The organism is Pleionea sp. WD8-19 (assembly GCF_055326765.1).
Genome location: NZ_JBUZOU010000018.1, coordinates 60,655 through 77,224 on the forward strand (window position 1 = coordinate 60,655; position 16,570 = coordinate 77,224).

19 protein-coding genes are annotated in these 16,570 nt (G+C 46.1%); 9 read left to right on the top strand and 10 right to left on the bottom strand.

Annotated elements, in window-relative coordinates:
- Positions 1–11: 11 nt before the first annotated feature.
- The 3 genes from coaD (at position 12) to ACTUJY_RS17670 (ending at position 1,714) form a co-directional block, all read left to right on the top strand.
- Complete coding sequence (coaD, locus tag ACTUJY_RS17660) at positions 12–497, top strand: pantetheine-phosphate adenylyltransferase (RefSeq protein WP_463617450.1); 486 nt, start codon at positions 12–14, stop codon at positions 495–497.
- Between the two features lie 126 nt (positions 498–623).
- Positions 624–884, top strand: coding sequence for a YfhL family 4Fe-4S dicluster ferredoxin (locus tag ACTUJY_RS17665; protein ID WP_463617451.1), 261 nt, complete (start codon positions 624–626; stop codon positions 882–884).
- Between the two features lie 71 nt (positions 885–955).
- The gene (locus tag ACTUJY_RS17670; RefSeq protein ID WP_463617452.1) at positions 956–1,714 is read left to right on the top strand and encodes a patatin-like phospholipase family protein; all 759 of its coding nucleotides are present in this window, start codon (positions 956–958) and stop codon (positions 1,712–1,714) included.
- Between the two features lie 33 nt (positions 1,715–1,747).
- Here the strand turns inward: ACTUJY_RS17670 and ACTUJY_RS17675 are convergent, their stop codons facing one another.
- The 10 genes from ACTUJY_RS17675 to ACTUJY_RS17720 all read right to left on the bottom strand — a co-directional run bounded on the left by ACTUJY_RS17675 (position 1,748) and on the right by ACTUJY_RS17720 (position 9,988).
- Positions 1,748–2,056, bottom strand: coding sequence for a DUF3301 domain-containing protein (locus ACTUJY_RS17675; RefSeq protein WP_463617453.1), 309 nt, complete (start codon positions 2,054–2,056; stop codon positions 1,748–1,750).
- Between the two features lie 57 nt (positions 2,057–2,113).
- Positions 2,114–2,527, bottom strand: coding sequence for an ExbD/TolR family protein (locus ACTUJY_RS17680; RefSeq protein ID WP_463617454.1), 414 nt, complete (start codon positions 2,525–2,527; stop codon positions 2,114–2,116).
- Positions 2,528–2,661: 134 nt separating this feature from the next.
- Positions 2,662–3,474: a bifunctional DNA-formamidopyrimidine glycosylase/DNA-(apurinic or apyrimidinic site) lyase gene (mutM, locus tag ACTUJY_RS17685; RefSeq protein ID WP_463617455.1), complete on the bottom strand. Its 813-nt coding sequence runs from the start codon at positions 3,472–3,474 to the stop codon at positions 2,662–2,664.
- A gap of 15 nt (positions 3,475–3,489) precedes the next feature.
- The gene (locus ACTUJY_RS17690) at positions 3,490–3,972 is read right to left on the bottom strand and encodes a hypothetical protein (protein WP_463617456.1); all 483 of its coding nucleotides are present in this window, start codon (positions 3,970–3,972) and stop codon (positions 3,490–3,492) included.
- On the bottom strand, positions 3,948–5,957 hold the full coding sequence (locus ACTUJY_RS17695; protein WP_463617457.1) for a Gldg family protein: 2,010 nt from the start codon (positions 5,955–5,957) through the stop codon (positions 3,948–3,950). Before ACTUJY_RS17695 ends, ACTUJY_RS17690 begins: the two co-directional genes overlap by 25 nt.
- A complete protein-coding gene (locus tag ACTUJY_RS17700) occupies positions 5,951–6,814 on the bottom strand; it encodes an ABC transporter ATP-binding protein (protein ID WP_463617458.1) in 864 nt (287 codons plus the stop codon). The genes ACTUJY_RS17695 and ACTUJY_RS17700 overlap by 7 nt, the downstream gene beginning before the upstream one ends.
- Before the next feature lie 55 nt (positions 6,815–6,869).
- On the bottom strand, positions 6,870–8,093 hold the full coding sequence (locus tag ACTUJY_RS17705; protein WP_463617459.1) for an EAL and HDOD domain-containing protein: 1,224 nt from the start codon (positions 8,091–8,093) through the stop codon (positions 6,870–6,872).
- A 130-nt stretch (positions 8,094–8,223) separates the two neighbouring features.
- Positions 8,224–8,394, bottom strand: a complete 171-nt coding sequence (rpmG, locus tag ACTUJY_RS17710) for a 50S ribosomal protein L33 (protein WP_463617460.1) — start codon at positions 8,392–8,394, stop codon at positions 8,224–8,226.
- Positions 8,395–8,405: 11 nt separating this feature from the next.
- Positions 8,406–8,642 carry a 50S ribosomal protein L28 gene (rpmB, locus tag ACTUJY_RS17715; RefSeq protein WP_463617461.1) on the bottom strand — a complete coding sequence of 79 codons (237 nt, stop codon included), beginning with the start codon at positions 8,640–8,642 and terminating at the stop codon, positions 8,406–8,408.
- A 188-nt stretch (positions 8,643–8,830) separates the two neighbouring features.
- Positions 8,831–9,988 carry a M20/M25/M40 family metallo-hydrolase gene (locus tag ACTUJY_RS17720; protein ID WP_463617462.1) on the bottom strand — a complete coding sequence of 386 codons (1,158 nt, stop codon included), beginning with the start codon at positions 9,986–9,988 and terminating at the stop codon, positions 8,831–8,833.
- A gap of 99 nt (positions 9,989–10,087) precedes the next feature.
- On the opposite strand from ACTUJY_RS17720, the gene ACTUJY_RS17725 reads away from it, so the two are divergent.
- Genes ACTUJY_RS17725 through argH form a run of 6 tightly spaced genes read left to right on the top strand, consistent with a single transcriptional unit; the run spans position 10,088 to position 16,412 of the window.
- On the top strand, positions 10,088–10,534 hold the full coding sequence (locus ACTUJY_RS17725; protein ID WP_463617463.1) for an arginine repressor: 447 nt from the start codon (positions 10,088–10,090) through the stop codon (positions 10,532–10,534).
- 42 nt (positions 10,535–10,576) lie between these two features.
- Positions 10,577–11,620: an N-acetyl-gamma-glutamyl-phosphate reductase gene (gene argC / locus ACTUJY_RS17730; protein ID WP_463617464.1), complete on the top strand. Its 1,044-nt coding sequence runs from the start codon at positions 10,577–10,579 to the stop codon at positions 11,618–11,620.
- Positions 11,617–12,486: an acetylglutamate kinase gene (gene argB, locus ACTUJY_RS17735; RefSeq protein WP_463617465.1), complete on the top strand. Its 870-nt coding sequence runs from the start codon at positions 11,617–11,619 to the stop codon at positions 12,484–12,486. The genes argC and argB overlap by 4 nt, the downstream gene beginning before the upstream one ends.
- Positions 12,470–13,390 carry a Rossmann-fold NAD(P)-binding domain-containing protein gene (locus ACTUJY_RS17740; protein ID WP_463617466.1) on the top strand — a complete coding sequence of 307 codons (921 nt, stop codon included), beginning with the start codon at positions 12,470–12,472 and terminating at the stop codon, positions 13,388–13,390. Before argB ends, ACTUJY_RS17740 begins: the two co-directional genes overlap by 17 nt.
- Positions 13,387–14,607 (top strand): argininosuccinate synthase, encoded by a 1,221-nt coding sequence (locus ACTUJY_RS17745; RefSeq protein ID WP_463617467.1) that lies wholly within the window; start codon positions 13,387–13,389, stop codon positions 14,605–14,607. Before ACTUJY_RS17740 ends, ACTUJY_RS17745 begins: the two co-directional genes overlap by 4 nt.
- The gene (gene argH, locus ACTUJY_RS17750; protein ID WP_463617468.1) at positions 14,607–16,412 is read left to right on the top strand and encodes an argininosuccinate lyase; all 1,806 of its coding nucleotides are present in this window, start codon (positions 14,607–14,609) and stop codon (positions 16,410–16,412) included. The genes ACTUJY_RS17745 and argH overlap by 1 nt, the downstream gene beginning before the upstream one ends.
- Positions 16,413–16,570: the final 158 nt, after the last annotated feature.

Here is a 16,570-nt window from a genome sequence, read left to right on the forward strand (position 1 = left end):
CGCATACACTTATGACGAAAGTAATTCTTTATCCGGGTACGTTTGATCCCATTACCAACGGACACACGGATCTGATCGCTCGTGCTGCTCGACTGTTTGACAAGGTCATCGTTGCTATTGCAGAAAATCCGGGGAAAGGTCCGCTATTTTCTGTTGATGAGCGGGTGGCCATGGCGCAAAAGGCTACAGAAAAGCTGGGCACCGTTGAGGTGGTTGGGTTTTCCGGATTACTGGTCGACTTTGCCAGACAGCGCAAGGCGCAAGCGCTATTGAGAGGGATCCGTGCGGTGTCCGACTTTGAGTATGAATTCCAACTCGCCAATATGAATCGCCGCCTCGCACCAGAAATCGAAAGTGTGTTTTTAACACCAGGCGAAACCAATACGTTCATTTCTTCAACATTGGTACGCGAAGTTGCAAAATATGGAGGCGATATTTCAGACTTTGTGCATCCTTTCGTAGCACAACAGTTGGCCGATAAGTTCAGCACTAAATAACCTTTTTTCTTTTTGCTTGTCGCCATTTATAATGGTGAAATATTGAGCAGATACTTGCATTTAACGATCAGACCAGTACAATACGCGGCCGACGTGCGATGCAGCACGAACAAGTGAGAGTGATAGATGTCTTTATATATTACTGATGAATGCATTAACTGTGATGTTTGCGAACCCGAATGTCCGAACGAAGCGATCTATCAGGGCGAAGAAATTTATGAAATCGACCCCGACAAGTGTACAGAGTGTGTCGGTCATTATGATGAACCTCAATGTCAGCAGGTTTGTCCGGTAGACTGTATTCCTTTGGATCCTAACAACACCGAGTCACGGGAGCAATTGGTTGCAAAATATGAAAAATTGACCGGTGAAAGTTTTGCGGGCTAAACAAATTTTTTTACTTCGAAGGCGGTGATTTCACCGCCTTTTTTTTAGCTGAAATTACTGAATCACGCTTCATGTTGACACTAAAAGACTGGCTACAACAAGCCCCTTTTACACTGACCCTTTCTTCTGGATTTTTTTCCTTTTTTGCTCATAGTGGCATGCTCTCAGCCTTACTTCAGCAAGGGCTTGCTCCTGTTCGAGTTACCGGTTCCAGCGCTGGCGCCCTGGTGGGCGGTTGCTGGGCTTCCGGCATTGAGCCTGAGCAATTCCAACAGCACCTTTTTGCTTTGAAAAAACAGGATTTCTGGGACCCTTCACTTGGATTAGGCCTGTTAAAAGGTGAACAGTTTCGTTCGTATTTACAGCAAATGCTGGGCTGTGAAACGATTGAGCAATGTCGGGTTCCTTTTGCAGTATCCGTTTGGGATGGGTTGGCGCGTAAAACCCAGGTTTGGGAGCAAGGCTCTCTGACGAACGCGATCTACGCTTCGTGTGCGGTACCTTTTCTGTTTCAACCCTTGTGGTTGCAAGGTCGTCCTTATTGGGATGGGGGAGTAGGTGACCGTCCAGGGCTAGCCGCGACAGCAAAAGATGAGCGTGTTTTATATCACCATATTGCATCTCGTTCACCCTGGCGTAGAAAAAACAGTCCATCGATGCGCATACCCAAAAGGCCTTGGTTACAGGCGTTAGTGTTGAGGGGATTGCCGCGAAGTGGACCCGATAAATTGCATTTGGGGCCAGAGATTTTTGAGGCTGCATTGTTGGCAACAAATAAGGCTTTGCTCAAACCTGTTGAAAGTGGAGCGTCGGTTGAAGTCGTTGTGTAACTATCTGTTTATTGCTGAAGATGTAGACCGTACTTAATTGATATGAAAAGCATCCATTTCAATATCCACCACATGAAATCCAGCCATAATAATTTTGCCGCGGTAACGATGCTCTCGGGTAGAAGTGAACTCAAATTGATAATGCCGCAACCAATGCCAGCGACCATTCTTATCTTTATGTAGCCCCTGTTTCGATAGAGCAATATTGGCATCGAGCAGCTCGACATCAGACTGGTAACAGCGAGTCAACACGGCCTGATAGGCTTTATCCTTTATCTGTTGACTGCGCCACCAGTAGTACACAAGACCACCCAGTAACACCAAAATCAAAGTTCGAAACATAAAATAGGTTAGGTATTAGGCAATAGAAACGCCAGCGAATGCTGGCGTACAGGTATGTTACTCGTTAGCGCCGGGTAATCGTGCTAAAACCGGTGTTTGGAAGCCGCCGTCACGAACACCATCGATTACTGCCATTACGACTTCCGTGTTGGCTTGAGGATGTGCTTGCACAATCACTATTGTTTTTGGGTTTTCTGCCATTTTGGTTTCAATATTGGCACTGACTTGGCGCGCATCAATGATACGGCCATCGAAGCGAATTTCGCCGATATCGGTAATTTCAATGGCGACAGGGGCGCTTTTCGAGTCAGTATTTTGCGTTTGATTATTGGAAGGACGGGTCATGTCCAGTGCGTCTTCTTTGGTAAAGGATGTGGTGACGATAAAGAAGATCAGCATGATGAACACGATATCAAGCATCGGCGTCATATCGACATTTGCATCATCATCTTCATGGCGATGTCTACGCATTGGTACACCTTATTCTGTATGATTAATTATTGCTCAAACGAGCTATCTGTCTTCAAACAACGCAATATAGCGGTTCGACGACAGCAAGTCCAGAGCAATCACCGCGGATCAGTGGTTCCTTGATTCACTAACGATCAAGATTGGCAAAAGGGGCAATAAACGGTCGCGCGCTGTCCCTGACGAGTGCCTTTCAATTGATGATTGCATACAAGACAGGGTTGTCCTTCACGGCCATACACCATCAATTGTTGTTTGAAATACCCTGGCTTTCCATCGCTTTGGGTGAAATCTTTTAACGTGGTTCCGCCCTGTGCGATCGCCTTTGCCAGAATGGATTTGATTGCATCCACCAACCGCTGCATATTGATTCGGCTTATGCGGTTTGCTGCGTGTCCGGGTCGGATCCCAGCGGCAAACAGTGATTCGGCGGCGTATATGTTACCGACCCCAACAACAACTTTATTATCCATTATCACTGATTTGATCGCCGCTTTGCGTTTGCGACAGGTTTGCCATAAATAGTCAGTGTTAAAAACATCCGTTAAGGGCTCCGGACCAAGATGATCCAATAGTTGTTGTGCGATGGGATCTTGATCCCACAACCAGCAACCAAAACGGCGTGGGTCGGTGTATCGCAATGACTTTCCTGAAGTGAGTTGTAAGTCGATGTGATCGTGCTTACCTGCAGGTAGTTGAGAATCAACGATACGTAAACTGCCTGACATGCCCAAATGAATTAATAATCTACCGTTTCCGCAATGCAGTAGTAGGTACTTGGCGCGACGTTCGACTTTTTCAACAAGTTGGCCTTTGAGTATTCGAGCCAAGTTTTTCGGCACTGGCCATCGCAATCGAGCGTTACGAACGACAAGCGATTCGATGCGTTGATTTTTGATAAAAGGTTCAATTCCGCGTCGAGAGGTTTCGACTTCGGGGAGTTCCGGCATAAGCTGTCCTTCCTTTTACTGAGAAGATTGCCACTGCTGCAACAGTTTCGTCGGCAGCATTCGTTGCAGGTCGTATTTGCTCAGGATGATCGCGCGATCGGAATCTTGCTCTTTTAGTAATATTTGATCGCCGAGCTGAAGCTGCCAATGTCGGTTTTTCCCAGCGTTTTGCAGTTCAATTTCCAAAGCAATTGGATGATTTATTTGGTTACTCCAAGCTGAGGGTTGGAAGCTTTGCCAGGCGATAATCAAAGTCTTTAGTTCTGACGAGGTCAAAATCTCTGGGTGTTGATGCCACTGTTGTTTATGATATTCAAGTCGCCAGTCAGCAATGCGTATCGCTTCCAATGCCGTAAAAGGAAACGCGTTGGCTTTGGTCTCTACTTTCGACTCCATTACACGACCAACAATCACGAACAGCAAGATCATAAATGCCGTAGCGATCGTCATGACGTTCAGCCACTGCCTCTGATTCAAGCTTTTTTTTGTCGCAGCCATAACATGAGTCCAAGTAATGAGAGTAAAATGGGAAGAACAAAGGGATTGACCCAACTCAAAAGTGCGACTGCAACGGGTGTCAATAACAGACTGCGATCAATTGCCTGGTTGAGTTTTGGTGCATTGGTATTTTCATATTCGGTCAGCCAATGGAATAAGTTTAGTGCCAGCTGTTTGTTGTCGTAGTTGTCTAATGCGCGATCGCCGAGAAAATGGCTGTCACCACTGACAATCAGGCGTTGTTGTCGATTACCTTGAGTTCTTTGCAATGCGAGCATGACATGAAACTCACCCTCAAGTTCACCTTGTTCACTGTTTAAGCTCAGTTTTTCCTTTTCTGGCTCAAACTCGGTCCAGGAGTTCGGGTGACTGGAAAGTAAGGCTTGGCTTTGCCAGTTATTTGGTTGAAGCGTTAATCCACTGGTCCATGGCAAAGCAGTTACACTGGATAGCGATTGAGTAACGGGGTGATCCGGGTAGCGAGCAATTAAAACCACTGCCGGATGTGGTGTGCCTTGTTGGTATCCTGCGGGATCCATCAATGTACCGGGAATTTTATGCACACCAATATAGTCTTCGAGCTCAGGGATGATCGAGTCTTCCGGATCTCTGAGCCACAATAAGTTACCACCTCGCTGTAAATAGGTAAGCAACTGCTGTTTTTCAGTGTTTAGCCATTCGGTACGTGATGAAGCGATCACAACCAGTTGGGTGTTATCCGGAATGCTATCGGATTGTGATAAAGAAAGCTGAACCAGCTGATAGCCTCGTTGTTTAAGTAGCATCGCCAGCTGTGACATACTTCGTTGTTGCTGGGAGTCAATGCTTGTTTCGTTGTGGCCTTTGATGAACAGGACCCAATTGGATTGTCGGCTTTGTAAAGAGGCTAACGCTTGTGACAATTGAAGTTGTGGGTGCTTGGTAAAGGGATAACCGAGCCAGACTTCTTGATCGGCGATTTGCAGGAGCAGACCACTTTGTTCTCGTGATTCCCACTGTGCAGGTAAATCATTCTTTTTATAATTTATTTTTAATGCTTTTTGTTTTATGGGCTCAATCAGTCGTAGGTTAGCTTCGTGCTGCGCAGACTCATCAAGCCCGAAACTGGTAATGTTTATTTCTTGAATTGAGCTAATTTGCTCAGCTAATAAAGGCAATAAACTGAAGCGTTGATCGCTAGTGAGATCCCAGCGAGCAGAAAGTATTTGGGTTCCGGTTAAAAAGAATATCAATAGTGCTGAAGCTATTAGGTGAAGTATCCAGTGACGTTTGCTCGCGATAAAAAATAAGGCACCGCACACTGCAAATGCTAGTAAAACGATAAGCGCTGCTAAATCGGACAAGTTCAAAATGCCCAATGTAAGTCTGCTGTATGCGTCAATCAAATTGAGTGGTTGCAGCACGTTAAACCAGGGTGTGAGAATGGTTAGCAACCAAAATAAAAAGAGCAAAGCAAAGTTCAGTAACACCGCTGTTAAAGGGTGGTGAATATTTTGCTGTAACCAAAGAAAGCAAGTACCCAGACAGGCAATCAACAACCAGTGGCTGCTAAGGTGCAGAAAGTAAACTGGCCAATCCATTTGTGCTGTTAGAAAAAAGGGCAAGTGAATGATCAGTAGCAATAAGTGACCCAATAAAATAAAACTCACCATCCACAGCCAGTCACAGAGCCAGAGTTTGGCGGGTGATATTGGAAAACTGCTGAGCAGCCGTTGTGTTCCAATACTGTATCGTCGAGGCTGCAATTGAGCCAACAACAACGGCAGCATCAAAAGCCACAACACTAAGGACAAACTATCGAGAGGAGCCAGTAGATCACCACTCAGGTTAATTGCAGTCGTTTTGCTCGCCTGAAGTTGTAAATATTGTTGGGTAAATTGATTGGCGTAAACCGCCATTAACAACAGATAAATCGCCATAAACCCACACAGCATGGGGCGACTTTTCCAGGAGTGCCACTGTAATAGAAAGAGCGCTTTTACCATTGCCAAGTTCCATTCGCTTGTAATTGGAATAGCTGGGAAAGCCCGGATTCTAGTGAGTCAAACAACAAGAGTTGTGATTGAAAGTTTTTTAGAGCCATTTGGTAGTCGGCTTCCTGTGACAATAAGGCCAATTTAGGGTGAGCCCAATGGGCGTTGGTTAAGTTGTTTTGCGCATCCGCTGTTGAGTTGAAAGCCAATACATACGAAAACTTTGATAATGAAATATCGGCAACCAGGCGCTGCTGATCAATTACTAACAATCGATGACAATGTTTGAATAAATCCGATAGATGATGGCTGGCAATGAGCACTTTGGCATGGTTACTGTGATGTTTCAGCATATGCCAAAAGTTCATTTGCTGTGACGGATCGAGTCCGTTAAGCGGTTCATCTAAAAATAAACAGTCAGGTTGATGCAGTAAAGCCTGAAGTAATGACAGCGTTTGTTTTTGCCCAAGCGACAAGTGATTCAGGCGCCTGTTACGTAAAGTCTCTATTTTAAACTGCTGTAATAGAGTATCTATGCGTTGTTTCGCTGCTTTTCGAGAGAGTTGTCGACAGAGTGCGCAAAACTCTAAAAAAGATTGTAGAGTGAAGTGTTCATCAACCGGAAAAATGTCAGGGACGTATCCGAGTTGTGACTTGTACGCTTCGGGCTGCAGACGAAGTGAACAACTTCCTAGCGTCACGTCTCCTTGTTGAAGTTCCTGCTCGCCGCTAAGCATTTTCAGCAGTGTCGATTTTCCTGCGCCATTAACCCCAATTAGTCCAACTCGTTCACGCTGTTGAATTTGAAAGTTAAATTGGAAGCCACTGGTACCAATCGGATATTCGAGTGCGTTTACTGCTAAAGTCACATCGGCGCTCATTAAGTGAGTGTGCCACCGATTGTGCGAAAGTCGGTTCGAAAAATCAATAGAGACGGGCGGTCATTTCATCACACCATTGAATGGCGTTAAGGTAACTGTGATTAAGCAGTGCTTTGTCGATATCACCATTGAGTTCATCCCATTTAGCTTGCTCGAAAGCGATATTGGCTTTTAATATGGCGCCCATCGGTCCATGGTACTGTAAAATAGCCTGTTTGGTTTCGTTCGCTAAGGGAAGCTCATTGAGTAAATAATTGAGATCGACACTCAATAAAGAATCAAGTCCAGAAAACAAGCCAACAGTAAAATATTGCTCTGGCTTTTCAGCTCCTCTGTGCTCTGCAACCAATTCACAACAGCGACCACGGATCAGTAACGTGCGTAATAACTCTGGTGGTGTGTCATCGGATGCGGAAAAAGAGAGCAAAGTGATCCAGCGTTTTAGTTGAGCCAGGCCGAGCATAACCACAGCTTCTTTCATAGAATGAATTTTTCGAGGCAAACCATAGGCTGCAGAATTAATGATTCGAAGCAACTTATAGCTGAGTTGCGCGTCCTGAGACACCAGGCTTACAATTTCATTTGAATCAACCTCTTCTGCGTAAAGGCTGCTTAAAAGTTGCATCACTAAATGTTTATTGGACGCCAACTGTTTGCCACGGACAATTTGCGGACGTTGAAAAAAATAGCCTTGGAACAAATGAAATCCCATTTCCATGCAACGTACATAGGCCGGATTATCTTCGACTTTTTCTGCAAGCAATTGCGCGTCAAAGTTTTTCAGGTGATCGAGTTTTTCTTGTAGCCCATCTAATTCAATACTGAGAATATCAACCTTGATAAAGTCTGCGTGGCTTAACAATCGCTCAAACTCCGGTGTAAAAGGGTAGTCGTCGAGTGCCAGTTTAAAGCCGAGACTTTTGTATCGCTTAATGGCGTCTATCAGAGCATCGTCGGGCTTAACGTTTTCTAAGATTTCCAATACCACTTGATCAGGTTCCAAGGGTAGCACTTCGCTCGATTTGATTAAGTTTTCGGTAATGTTGATAAAGGCGGGCACACGATGATGTTCTGTGGCTTGTGATAAACTTGCATAATTATTCAGTAAAAGTTGTGAGGTTGCATTATCGCCACATAAGAATTGTGCCTGTTCAGCAGTGCTATTGGCTCGATACAGCAGTTCGTAGCCATAAAGCTTCATGTTACGATCAAATATCGGTTGCCGGGCCAGTAAAATATCCGAGGCAGTCAGTGGGTCATCTGACATTTCTAATTCTCAAATTCGGGCACTTCATAAAATGTAGCACAAGAACATGAGGTACTGGTCGTTTGTATTATAAGTCAATAAAAAACCCGGCCTTGGCCGGGTTTTTTAATTTGCTTGGAGGCAAAATCAATTACTTAATTTTCGCTTCCTTGTACATCACGTGTTGACGAACAACAGGATCGTACTTTTTGAACTCCAGTTTTTGTGGAGTGTTACGCTTGTTCTTGTCGGTGGTGTAGTAGTGACCGGTTCCTGCGCTGGATACCAGTTTAATTTTTTCGCGTGCGCCAGTTTTAGCCATGATTTAGATCCTTACACTTTTTCGCCGCGGGTGCGGATTTGCTCAAGTACTGTTTCGATACCAAGCTTATCGATGATACGCATGCCTTTAGCAGATACGCGTAATTTTACGAAACGCTTTTCGTTTTCAACCCAAAAACGGTGAGAGTGTAAGTTGGGTAAGAAACGACGCTTAGTTCTGTTTTTTGCATGAGAAACATTGTTTCCCACGACTGGGCGTTTGCCCGTAACCTGACATACTCGTGACATAATTGCCTCCAAAACTACTAAAATTCGCTATTTTCGCCGCCTATACTACCGATTCGGAGTTAACAAACATCAAAATGGCGGTGAATCTGGGCATGCTAAACGTTGCATGCCGAAAGTCGTTAGAAAACGAGGGCGCACTTTATACCAGATGAAGACTTTTTAAGCAATAAAAAGATCGGAACGCGTCGCTATAGAATGCAATAGTTTGCGATCAGTTGTTGGTAAGTGTGGACAGCTTGACTCAGTTGCTGAAAGCTGACGAACTCGTTCGCGCTATGGGCCTGCTCAATGCTCCCAGGGCCTAGCACCACGCTGGGACAAGCCTGTCGCTCAAACCATGGCGCCTCGGTCACATAATTGGCGCTGCGAGGTGAATGACCGCAGCAATGAGCCAGTATTTGTTGTTCGGAGTCAGGTAGGCTGGAGGCAAACCCGGGTATCGGCGCGTAAAGCGCGTGCAATTGGAACTCGACAGCGAACCCGGTCAGCCCTCGTTCAATACTGTGAAGTAATCGCCGTTCTAAATAGATTTCGTCGAGCCCCGGCAGCGGCCGTATATCCAGTTCCAGTGAAGCGTTGGCGCAAATACGATTGACCGCATCACCGGCGTTTAACGTACCCAGGTTCAGCGTTGCAACCGGCACCGAAAACTGTTCGGACTGATATTCCAATTGGAGTTGCTGACGCAATAGTCGCAACTGCTCAATTATCGAATGCATGGCCTCAATGCAGTTTCTCTCGGGCCAATGATAGCTGGAGTGTCCACCTTGGCCCATCAACTCAAGACGAAACGCCAGATACCCTTTGTGGCTGACAATCGGTTTCATATTGGTGGGTTCGCCGATAATGTTGAGTCGTGGTTGGGCTAACTGCTCTGCTCTTATGGCTCGGGCTCCGGCCATGGTGGTTTCTTCATCGGCGGTGATCACCAGACTGATCGGTAAGTCGGTCTGTTTTGGTGCCCGCTGCAAGGTATAAAGAACGGATGCAAAAAAGCCTTTCATATCGGTGGCGCCGAGCCCGGAAAAAGCGTTTTCTGACTGTAAGAGTTGCCAGGGATCCTGTTGCCATTGGTCCAATAATGCCGGTACCGTATCGCTGTGTCCGGAAAACATCAGTCCGCCTTTATGATTGCGTTTACCTGAACGATGGGCAATTAAATTCCATTTATTGCGACTTTCTGGAACCGCAAGTAACTGACAGTGAAAATTCAATTCTTCCAATAAGTTAGCTAGAATTTCCAAGCAAGGTCGATTGTTTCGATCGAGTGTTTGATGATCGCTGCTGACACTGTTGCTGGCAACCAGTGGCGACAGCAAGTTATGCAATTGTTTCGGCTTAAACATGGGTATAATGCCCTTTATGCAAATTAATATGGAATAAATATGCATTAATTATTGCATAATTATTCTTTCGTGTGTTAGTTTTAATGCAACGGGACACTTATGTCTGAAAAACAGGTAAGACAAACCGCCATTAAAGACCTGATTGCGACTCATGAAGTACCGAATCAGGAGCGACTGGTCGAGTTATTGGCTGAGCGTGGCTTGCGGGCAACCCAAACCACATTGTCACGCGACTTAAATGAACTTGGGATCTGGAAAGGACCGGAAGGTTATGTTCTTGGTAACGAAGCGGCGCCCGTAAGGGCGACCAAGAGTGAACTGAAAAAGGTGCTGCAATCACTGATGGTATCGGTCGAAGTGGCGGCCAGCTTGGTGGTGCTAAAAACACAGCCGGGTCGGGCACAGGCCATTGGCTACGAGCTGGACAACATCAAGTTGCCGCTGGTGGTCGGGAATATTTCCGGTGACGATACCATCTTTATTGCCACCCGCAGTGAAAACGACGCAATGCAATTAAAGCAAGAACTGGAACAACTGATCCATTAATCTTACGGGTAGAAGGCTCCCGTAAGGCGGGGGCTTTCTACCATGAAAAACTGTCTGATCCTGGGTGCCAGTGGTTATGTCGGTGCGCAACTGACGCAACTGGTACTGAATCATCCAAAACTAAAGCTGGCGGCGCTCGCTGTCTCTGTTCAAAGTCCGTTTATCGGGCGATCCTTTCATCAGGAATTTCCACAATTTTGCAATGACTCTCAGGCAGCAACACTGCAATTGCAAAGCTTTTCGGATATTCAACAATCGACTCTCTGGCCGGAAATCGACGTGGTGTTTTTGGCAACACCGCATGAATTCAGCGCTCATTGTGTTCCGCAGCTTCTGGACGCGGGCAAGCAGGTGCTTGATCTGTCTGGCGCTTATCGAATCAATAATCCTCAGGTGTTTGAGCACTTCTATGGCTTTTCACATCCGCAACCGAAATATCTGGCGCAGGCGGTTTACGGATTACCGGAAATTACCGCCGCTCACTTAGTAGGTGCTTCATTGATCGCTGTAGCCGGCTGCTACCCTACTGCGTCTTTGTTGCCTTTGTACCCGCTGCTGCAACAATCGTTGTTAACCGGTCCACCAATCATTAATGCCATCAGTGGCGTCAGTGGGGCCGGGCGTAAAGCCAGTTTGTATAACTCATTTTGTGAAGTGAGTGTGCAAGCCTATGGCGCTGGTCAACATCGCCACCAACCGGAAATCGAACAATTGTTGCAAACGGAAGTGGTGTTTACGCCGCACCTTGGAAATTTTGTACGTGGCATTGCTGCGACCATCACGGCACCTTTGCAATCGGGTGTAACCGAGCAAGATATAACGTCATTGTTCGAAGCCTTTTACCAAAAGCATCCGATGGTCAGTGTGTGTCGAGACCTACCGGCAATTCATCATGTGCAGCACACGCCCAATATCCACATCGCGAGCAAGGTGATTGCCGGGGGCAAATTCCTTCAGTTGTTCTCGGTGATCGACAACCTGATGAAAGGCGCTGCCAGTGCTGCGATCCAATGCTTGAATGCATCATGGGGTTGGCCTCAGGCAACAGGGCTACATTCTCAAATACCACAGGAGGCTGCGGCATGAGTGTCAGTATTTTTAAGTTATCCGGAAAAATCGTTAGCGATGTGACATTGCTGCAACAGGTGCTGCAACAAATCGCTGGTTGGCAAAACCAAAGCGGATACCAGGCCATATTGGTTCATGGTGGTGGTGTTTATTGCGATGACTGGTGCAATGCCTGGCAACTACCAGTGCAAAAAATGGATGGGTTACGTGTTACCAGCGAAAAACAACTACCCGTGATCACCGGCGCTTTGGCGGGTTACGCACACATGCAAGTCATGGCCGCTTGTAAAGCCGTTGGTTTAAATGCGGTTGGTTTAACGGCGGCTAGCGGCAACACCTTAAATTGTACGTTGCATGCACAACATTTGCAGTTGGGTCGTGTGGGGAGGGTTTCCGCCAATGATCCCGTTTTAGTCAAACGATTGTTAGCGCAACACTATACGCCGGTATTTCATTCGCTGGCGATTACGAAATCGGGAGAATGCTTGAATGTGAATGCCGATGACATCGCTGCGGCACTTTGTGATTGTGTTTCGGCCTCTGAGTTGGTGTTTCTATCCGATGTTAATGGAGTTCTCGACGAGCAAGGGCAATGCATCGAAAAAATATTGATTGGTGAAGCCGATTCATGCCAACAACACCTTTCGGTTTCCGGTGGCATGTTGGCCAAACTTCATGCGCTGTCTCAATTGTCCTGGCAATCATTACAACGTGTGGTGATCACATCGGGATTACAACCCGAATTGCTAATCAAACGATTAACCGGAAATTTACCCGTTACTGAAATATTGATGGGTGATTTGCAACAAGCCAGCAGTGTCAATCAGCACATTACTTCAGCACCACATTTCAAACAGGAGGCAACCTATGAATGCCAAGGTTGAAATTGCCTGCAAATCGGTACTCACAGCAAACCAGTTTTCAAAAACACACTTGCTTTCGTTGTTCGATTTGGCCATCGACATTAAACAAAACCCGAAACATTATCGCGGTTGTTTAAACGGCCAGCATTTCGCGATGCTGTTTGAAAAACCCAGCTTGCGAACGCGTGCCAGTTTTTCAGTAGGCGTTGAACAATTGGGTGGGCAAGTGCACTTTTACGACATGCAGCAAGAAAAAATTGGCCGTCGCGAATCGGTCGTTGATCTGATTAACAATTTGCAGCAATGGTATCAGGGCGTGATTGCACGTGTGGATCAACACGAGACTTTGCAAGCGTTGGCAAAACACGGACAAATCCCGGTGATCAACGCGTTGTGCGATCATCATCATCCCTGTCAGGCGTTGGCCGATTTTTTGACTTTGTATGAAATCAATTCTGATTTTAAGCAATGGCATCTGGCTTATTTCGGCGATATCAATAATGTTGCACGTTCGTTGTGCGATCTGGCTTTAAAACTTGATGCGAGACTGACTCTGGTAACGCCAACCAAAGAGCTGGAACTCGAATATTGGCAAACGGTTAACGAGCTTTCTTCTGGAAAAATTGTCATCACGCACAATTCAAATGCGCTTTCTCAATGTGATGCGATCTACACCGATGTTTGGCAATCGATGGGGCAATCTCAATCGACATCGCATTCGGCATTTCAACCTTTTCAAGTTACTCCGTCGCTAATGCAGCGCACTCAGGCGAAACATTTTATGCATTGTCAGCCGGTGCATCGCGGCGAAGAAGTGACGTCCGAAGTGTGTGAGAGTGCTGCGTCTCTAATGTACACACAGGCGACCAATCGAAAGTTTGCGCAACAGGCATTAATGATTTCTATTTTTGGAGCAAAACCATGAAATCGACAACTATTCAAAAAGTGGTGCTGGCTTATTCGGGCGGACTGGATACTTCAACCATCATTCCCTGGTTAAATGAAAATTATCACTGCGACGTGTATGCGTTTGTTGCCGATGTGGGGCAGGGTGAAAAAGAACTCATCGGTATTAAAGAAAAAGCCATTCAGTCCGGTGCGGTTGATTGTTTTGTTGCAGATTTAAAAGCCGAGTTTGTGAAAGACTTTATTTATCCTGCCTTAAAAACCGGAGCTGTGTATGAGGACGGCTACCTGCTGGGTACTTCTTACGCGCGTCCGCTCATTGCTAAAGCCCAGGTGGATTATGCGCTTTCGATCAATGCCGATGCGCTTTGTCACGGTTGTACCGGAAAAGGCAATGATCAGGTGCGCTTTGAAACCGTATACGCGACGTTTGCTCCGCAACTCAGCGTACTTGCACCCTGGCGGATCTGGAATTTAAAGTCGCGTGAAGACTGTTTGCAATATTTGGCAGAACGTCATATTTCCTGCAGCGCAAGTGCAGAAAAAATTTACAGTCGCGACGCTAATGCCTGGCACATTTCACACGAAGGTGGTGAACTGGAAGAACCCTGGAATGCGCCGAGCGAAAAAGTCTGGACACTCACAGCGTCAATCGAGCAATCACCCGATGAGCCAGAACAAGTGTTAATTAATGTGCAAAACGGTGAAATCGTCTCGGTTAACGAGCAGGTGATGTCACCACTGGAGTGTTTGAACGCACTCAACACCATCGCAGCAAAACACGGTGTGGGTCGTATTGATATTGTCGAAAATCGTTTGGTGGGTATGAAGTCGCGTGGCTGTTACGAAACACCCGGCGGCACGGTAATGATGAAAGCGTTAAGTGGGCTCGAGCAATTGGTTTACGATCGCGATGCGTTACATTTCAGGCAAAAACTGGGGCTCGATTTTGCCAAACTGGTGTACGACGGCAAATGGTTTACCCAAATGAGCCAGAGTATTTTGGCTGCAGCGGATAGCCTGGCCCAAAATCTTTCCGGCAGTGTGGTGGTGCAACTGTTCAAAGGTCAGGCTCAAGTGATCCAGAAACAATCGAGCAAAAGCTTGTATTCTGAAAATTTTGCCACCTTTAGTGATGACGAAGTTTACGATCAGTCGCATGCAGAAGGATTTATTCGATTGTTTTCATTAAGTAATCGCATCTCCGCTTTAAAGGCACAGGGAGGACTCAACTGATGTGGGGCGGACGTTTTCAAACCGCTGCCAGCGAATTGTTTAAAGCGTTCAATGACTCGTTGCCCGTTGATTATCAATTGGCCGAACAAGATATTATTGGCTCGCTAGCCTGGACCGATGCTTTGCATCAAGCCGGTGTATTGAACGATTTCGAGCAAGTGCAATTGCGACAGGCATTGCAGCAGGTGTTGCAAGAGGTTCAGCAAGATCCAAAACAGATTTTACAATCCGACGCCGAAGACATTCACTCTTGGGTGGAGCAGGCGTTGATCGCGAAAGTGGGTGATTTGGGTAAAAAATTACACACCGGACGCAGTCGAAACGATCAAGTACTGACCGACGTCAAACTCTGGTGTAAAAAGCAGGTGAAAAAACTGCAACGCGAACTGAAGAAAACCGTATTACTGTTAAACGATAAAGCGTTGGTTTACGTCGACGCAGTGATGCCATCCTACACCCATTTGCAACGCGCGCAGCCGATCACTTTTGGTTTTTGGCTGAACGCGGCAGCGCAAATGATAATACGCGATGTAAAACGTTTGGCGATGTTGTCGGAACTGGCGAATGAATGTCCGTTAGGCGCATCCGCAATTGCCGGTACCGCGTTTCAAATTGATCGCGATCAATTAGCGATTCATTTGGGATTTGCGCGGGCAACGCATAACGCGATGGATACGGTTTCCGATCGTGACTTTGTGATTGATTTATTGTACGCCAGCAGTTGTTCTTTGTTGCACTTGTCACGTTTGGCTGAGGACTTAATTTTCTTTAACACACAAGAGGCGGCGTTTATTGAGCTGGACGACAGTGTCACATCCGGTTCGTCATTAATGCCACAAAAGAAAAATCCGGATGCACTGGAATTGATCCGTGGAAAAAGTGCCGAAGGTTATGCACTGTTGTCGCAGATGATGATGGCGCTAAAAAGTTTGCCATTGGGGTACAACAAAGATCTGCAACAGGACAAAAGCGCGTTGTTTCAATCAATCAAATGCTGGCTCGATTGTTTGGGTATGCTTCAGCAAGTGATACATTCGCTGAGAGTGAACAAATCACAAATGCGTGCGGCTGTGGAAAACAGCTTTTCCAATGCAACGGAGCTGGCCGACTACCTGGTAGAAAAAGGCATCCCTTTTCGCGACGCGCACGAACAAACCGGAAAGCTGGTATTGCTGGCAGAAAAGCAACACGGGTATTTGCATCAATTAACGTTGCAACAATTTCAACATATAAACCCAGCAATTGAACAAGATGTGTTTCACTGGCTTAACAATGAAGCAGCGATCGCTCGTCGTCAGGTAAAAGGCGGGGTAGGAAGCCATTCGCGATCGGCGCGTGCGATGTTGGAGTATCGATTAGTGGAAGCTTCACTCAACGATGTAGAAGGAATTTATCAACTCGTGAATTATTGGAGCCAGCAAGGTGAAAACCTGCCGCGTTCGCGTGAAGATATCATTAACCAATTGCCCAGTTTTAAGCTGATTAAAAATGCCGACAATCAAATTGTGGCGTGCGGTTGTCTGCACATTTACGATGAGCAATTGGTGGAAATTCGCTCTTTAGGTGTTGAGTCGCAGCATCATGGAAAAGGCTTGGGCAAGCGTATTGTGTACGCACTGTTAGCGGCTGCTAAAGATCTGAACTTGCAAACGGCGTTTGTGCTGACTCGACAACCGGAGTTTTTTAAGTCTTGCGAGTTTGAAATAACAAAAATTGAGCATTTACCAAAAAAGATTCTAAAAGATTGCCAGTTTTGTCCGCGCAAAGCGCAATGTGATGAAATTGCAATGGTTTACGAGTTGTGATTTTTAAGTAAACTTTAGAGACTGTTCAATAGTTCACGTTTTGTGTGGTGTTTCGTGCGTAGTCTTAGTAGCTGCGCTAAACTACAGACAACTTAATAAAGCACTTCTTTTGATGAAATAAAAAGAAGTGTCAAGTTTTCCACCACTAGAGCAATTGA

What these genes read in the sequence shown, in the direction of transcription:
- coaD (WP_463617450.1), top strand. Translation starts at nt 12, where the DNA reads ATGACGAAAGTAATTCTTTATCCGGGTACGTTTGATCCCATTACCAAC.
- ACTUJY_RS17665 (WP_463617451.1), top strand. Translation starts at nt 624, where the DNA reads ATGTCTTTATATATTACTGATGAATGCATTAACTGTGATGTTTGCGAA.
- ACTUJY_RS17670 (WP_463617452.1), top strand. Translation starts at nt 956, where the DNA reads ATGTTGACACTAAAAGACTGGCTACAACAAGCCCCTTTTACACTGACC.
- ACTUJY_RS17675 (WP_463617453.1), bottom strand. Translation starts at nt 2,056, where the DNA reads ATGTTTCGAACTTTGATTTTGGTGTTACTGGGTGGTCTTGTGTACTAC.
- ACTUJY_RS17680 (WP_463617454.1), bottom strand. Translation starts at nt 2,527, where the DNA reads ATGCGTAGACATCGCCATGAAGATGATGATGCAAATGTCGATATGACG.
- mutM (WP_463617455.1), bottom strand. Translation starts at nt 3,474, where the DNA reads ATGCCGGAACTCCCCGAAGTCGAAACCTCTCGACGCGGAATTGAACCT.
- ACTUJY_RS17690 (WP_463617456.1), bottom strand. Translation starts at nt 3,972, where the DNA reads ATGGCTGCGACAAAAAAAAGCTTGAATCAGAGGCAGTGGCTGAACGTC.
- ACTUJY_RS17695 (WP_463617457.1), bottom strand. Translation starts at nt 5,957, where the DNA reads ATGGTAAAAGCGCTCTTTCTATTACAGTGGCACTCCTGGAAAAGTCGC.
- ACTUJY_RS17705 (WP_463617459.1), bottom strand. Translation starts at nt 8,093, where the DNA reads ATGTCAGATGACCCACTGACTGCCTCGGATATTTTACTGGCCCGGCAA.
- rpmG (WP_463617460.1), bottom strand. Translation starts at nt 8,394, where the DNA reads ATGGCTAAAACTGGCGCACGCGAAAAAATTAAACTGGTATCCAGCGCA.
- rpmB (WP_463617461.1), bottom strand. Translation starts at nt 8,642, where the DNA reads ATGTCACGAGTATGTCAGGTTACGGGCAAACGCCCAGTCGTGGGAAAC.
- ACTUJY_RS17720 (WP_463617462.1), bottom strand. Translation starts at nt 9,988, where the DNA reads ATGTTTAAGCCGAAACAATTGCATAACTTGCTGTCGCCACTGGTTGCC.
- ACTUJY_RS17725 (WP_463617463.1), top strand. Translation starts at nt 10,088, where the DNA reads ATGTCTGAAAAACAGGTAAGACAAACCGCCATTAAAGACCTGATTGCG.
- argC (WP_463617464.1), top strand. Translation starts at nt 10,577, where the DNA reads ATGAAAAACTGTCTGATCCTGGGTGCCAGTGGTTATGTCGGTGCGCAA.
- argB (WP_463617465.1), top strand. Translation starts at nt 11,617, where the DNA reads ATGAGTGTCAGTATTTTTAAGTTATCCGGAAAAATCGTTAGCGATGTG.
- ACTUJY_RS17740 (WP_463617466.1), top strand. Translation starts at nt 12,470, where the DNA reads ATGAATGCCAAGGTTGAAATTGCCTGCAAATCGGTACTCACAGCAAAC.
- ACTUJY_RS17745 (WP_463617467.1), top strand. Translation starts at nt 13,387, where the DNA reads ATGAAATCGACAACTATTCAAAAAGTGGTGCTGGCTTATTCGGGCGGA.
- argH (WP_463617468.1), top strand. Translation starts at nt 14,607, where the DNA reads ATGTGGGGCGGACGTTTTCAAACCGCTGCCAGCGAATTGTTTAAAGCG.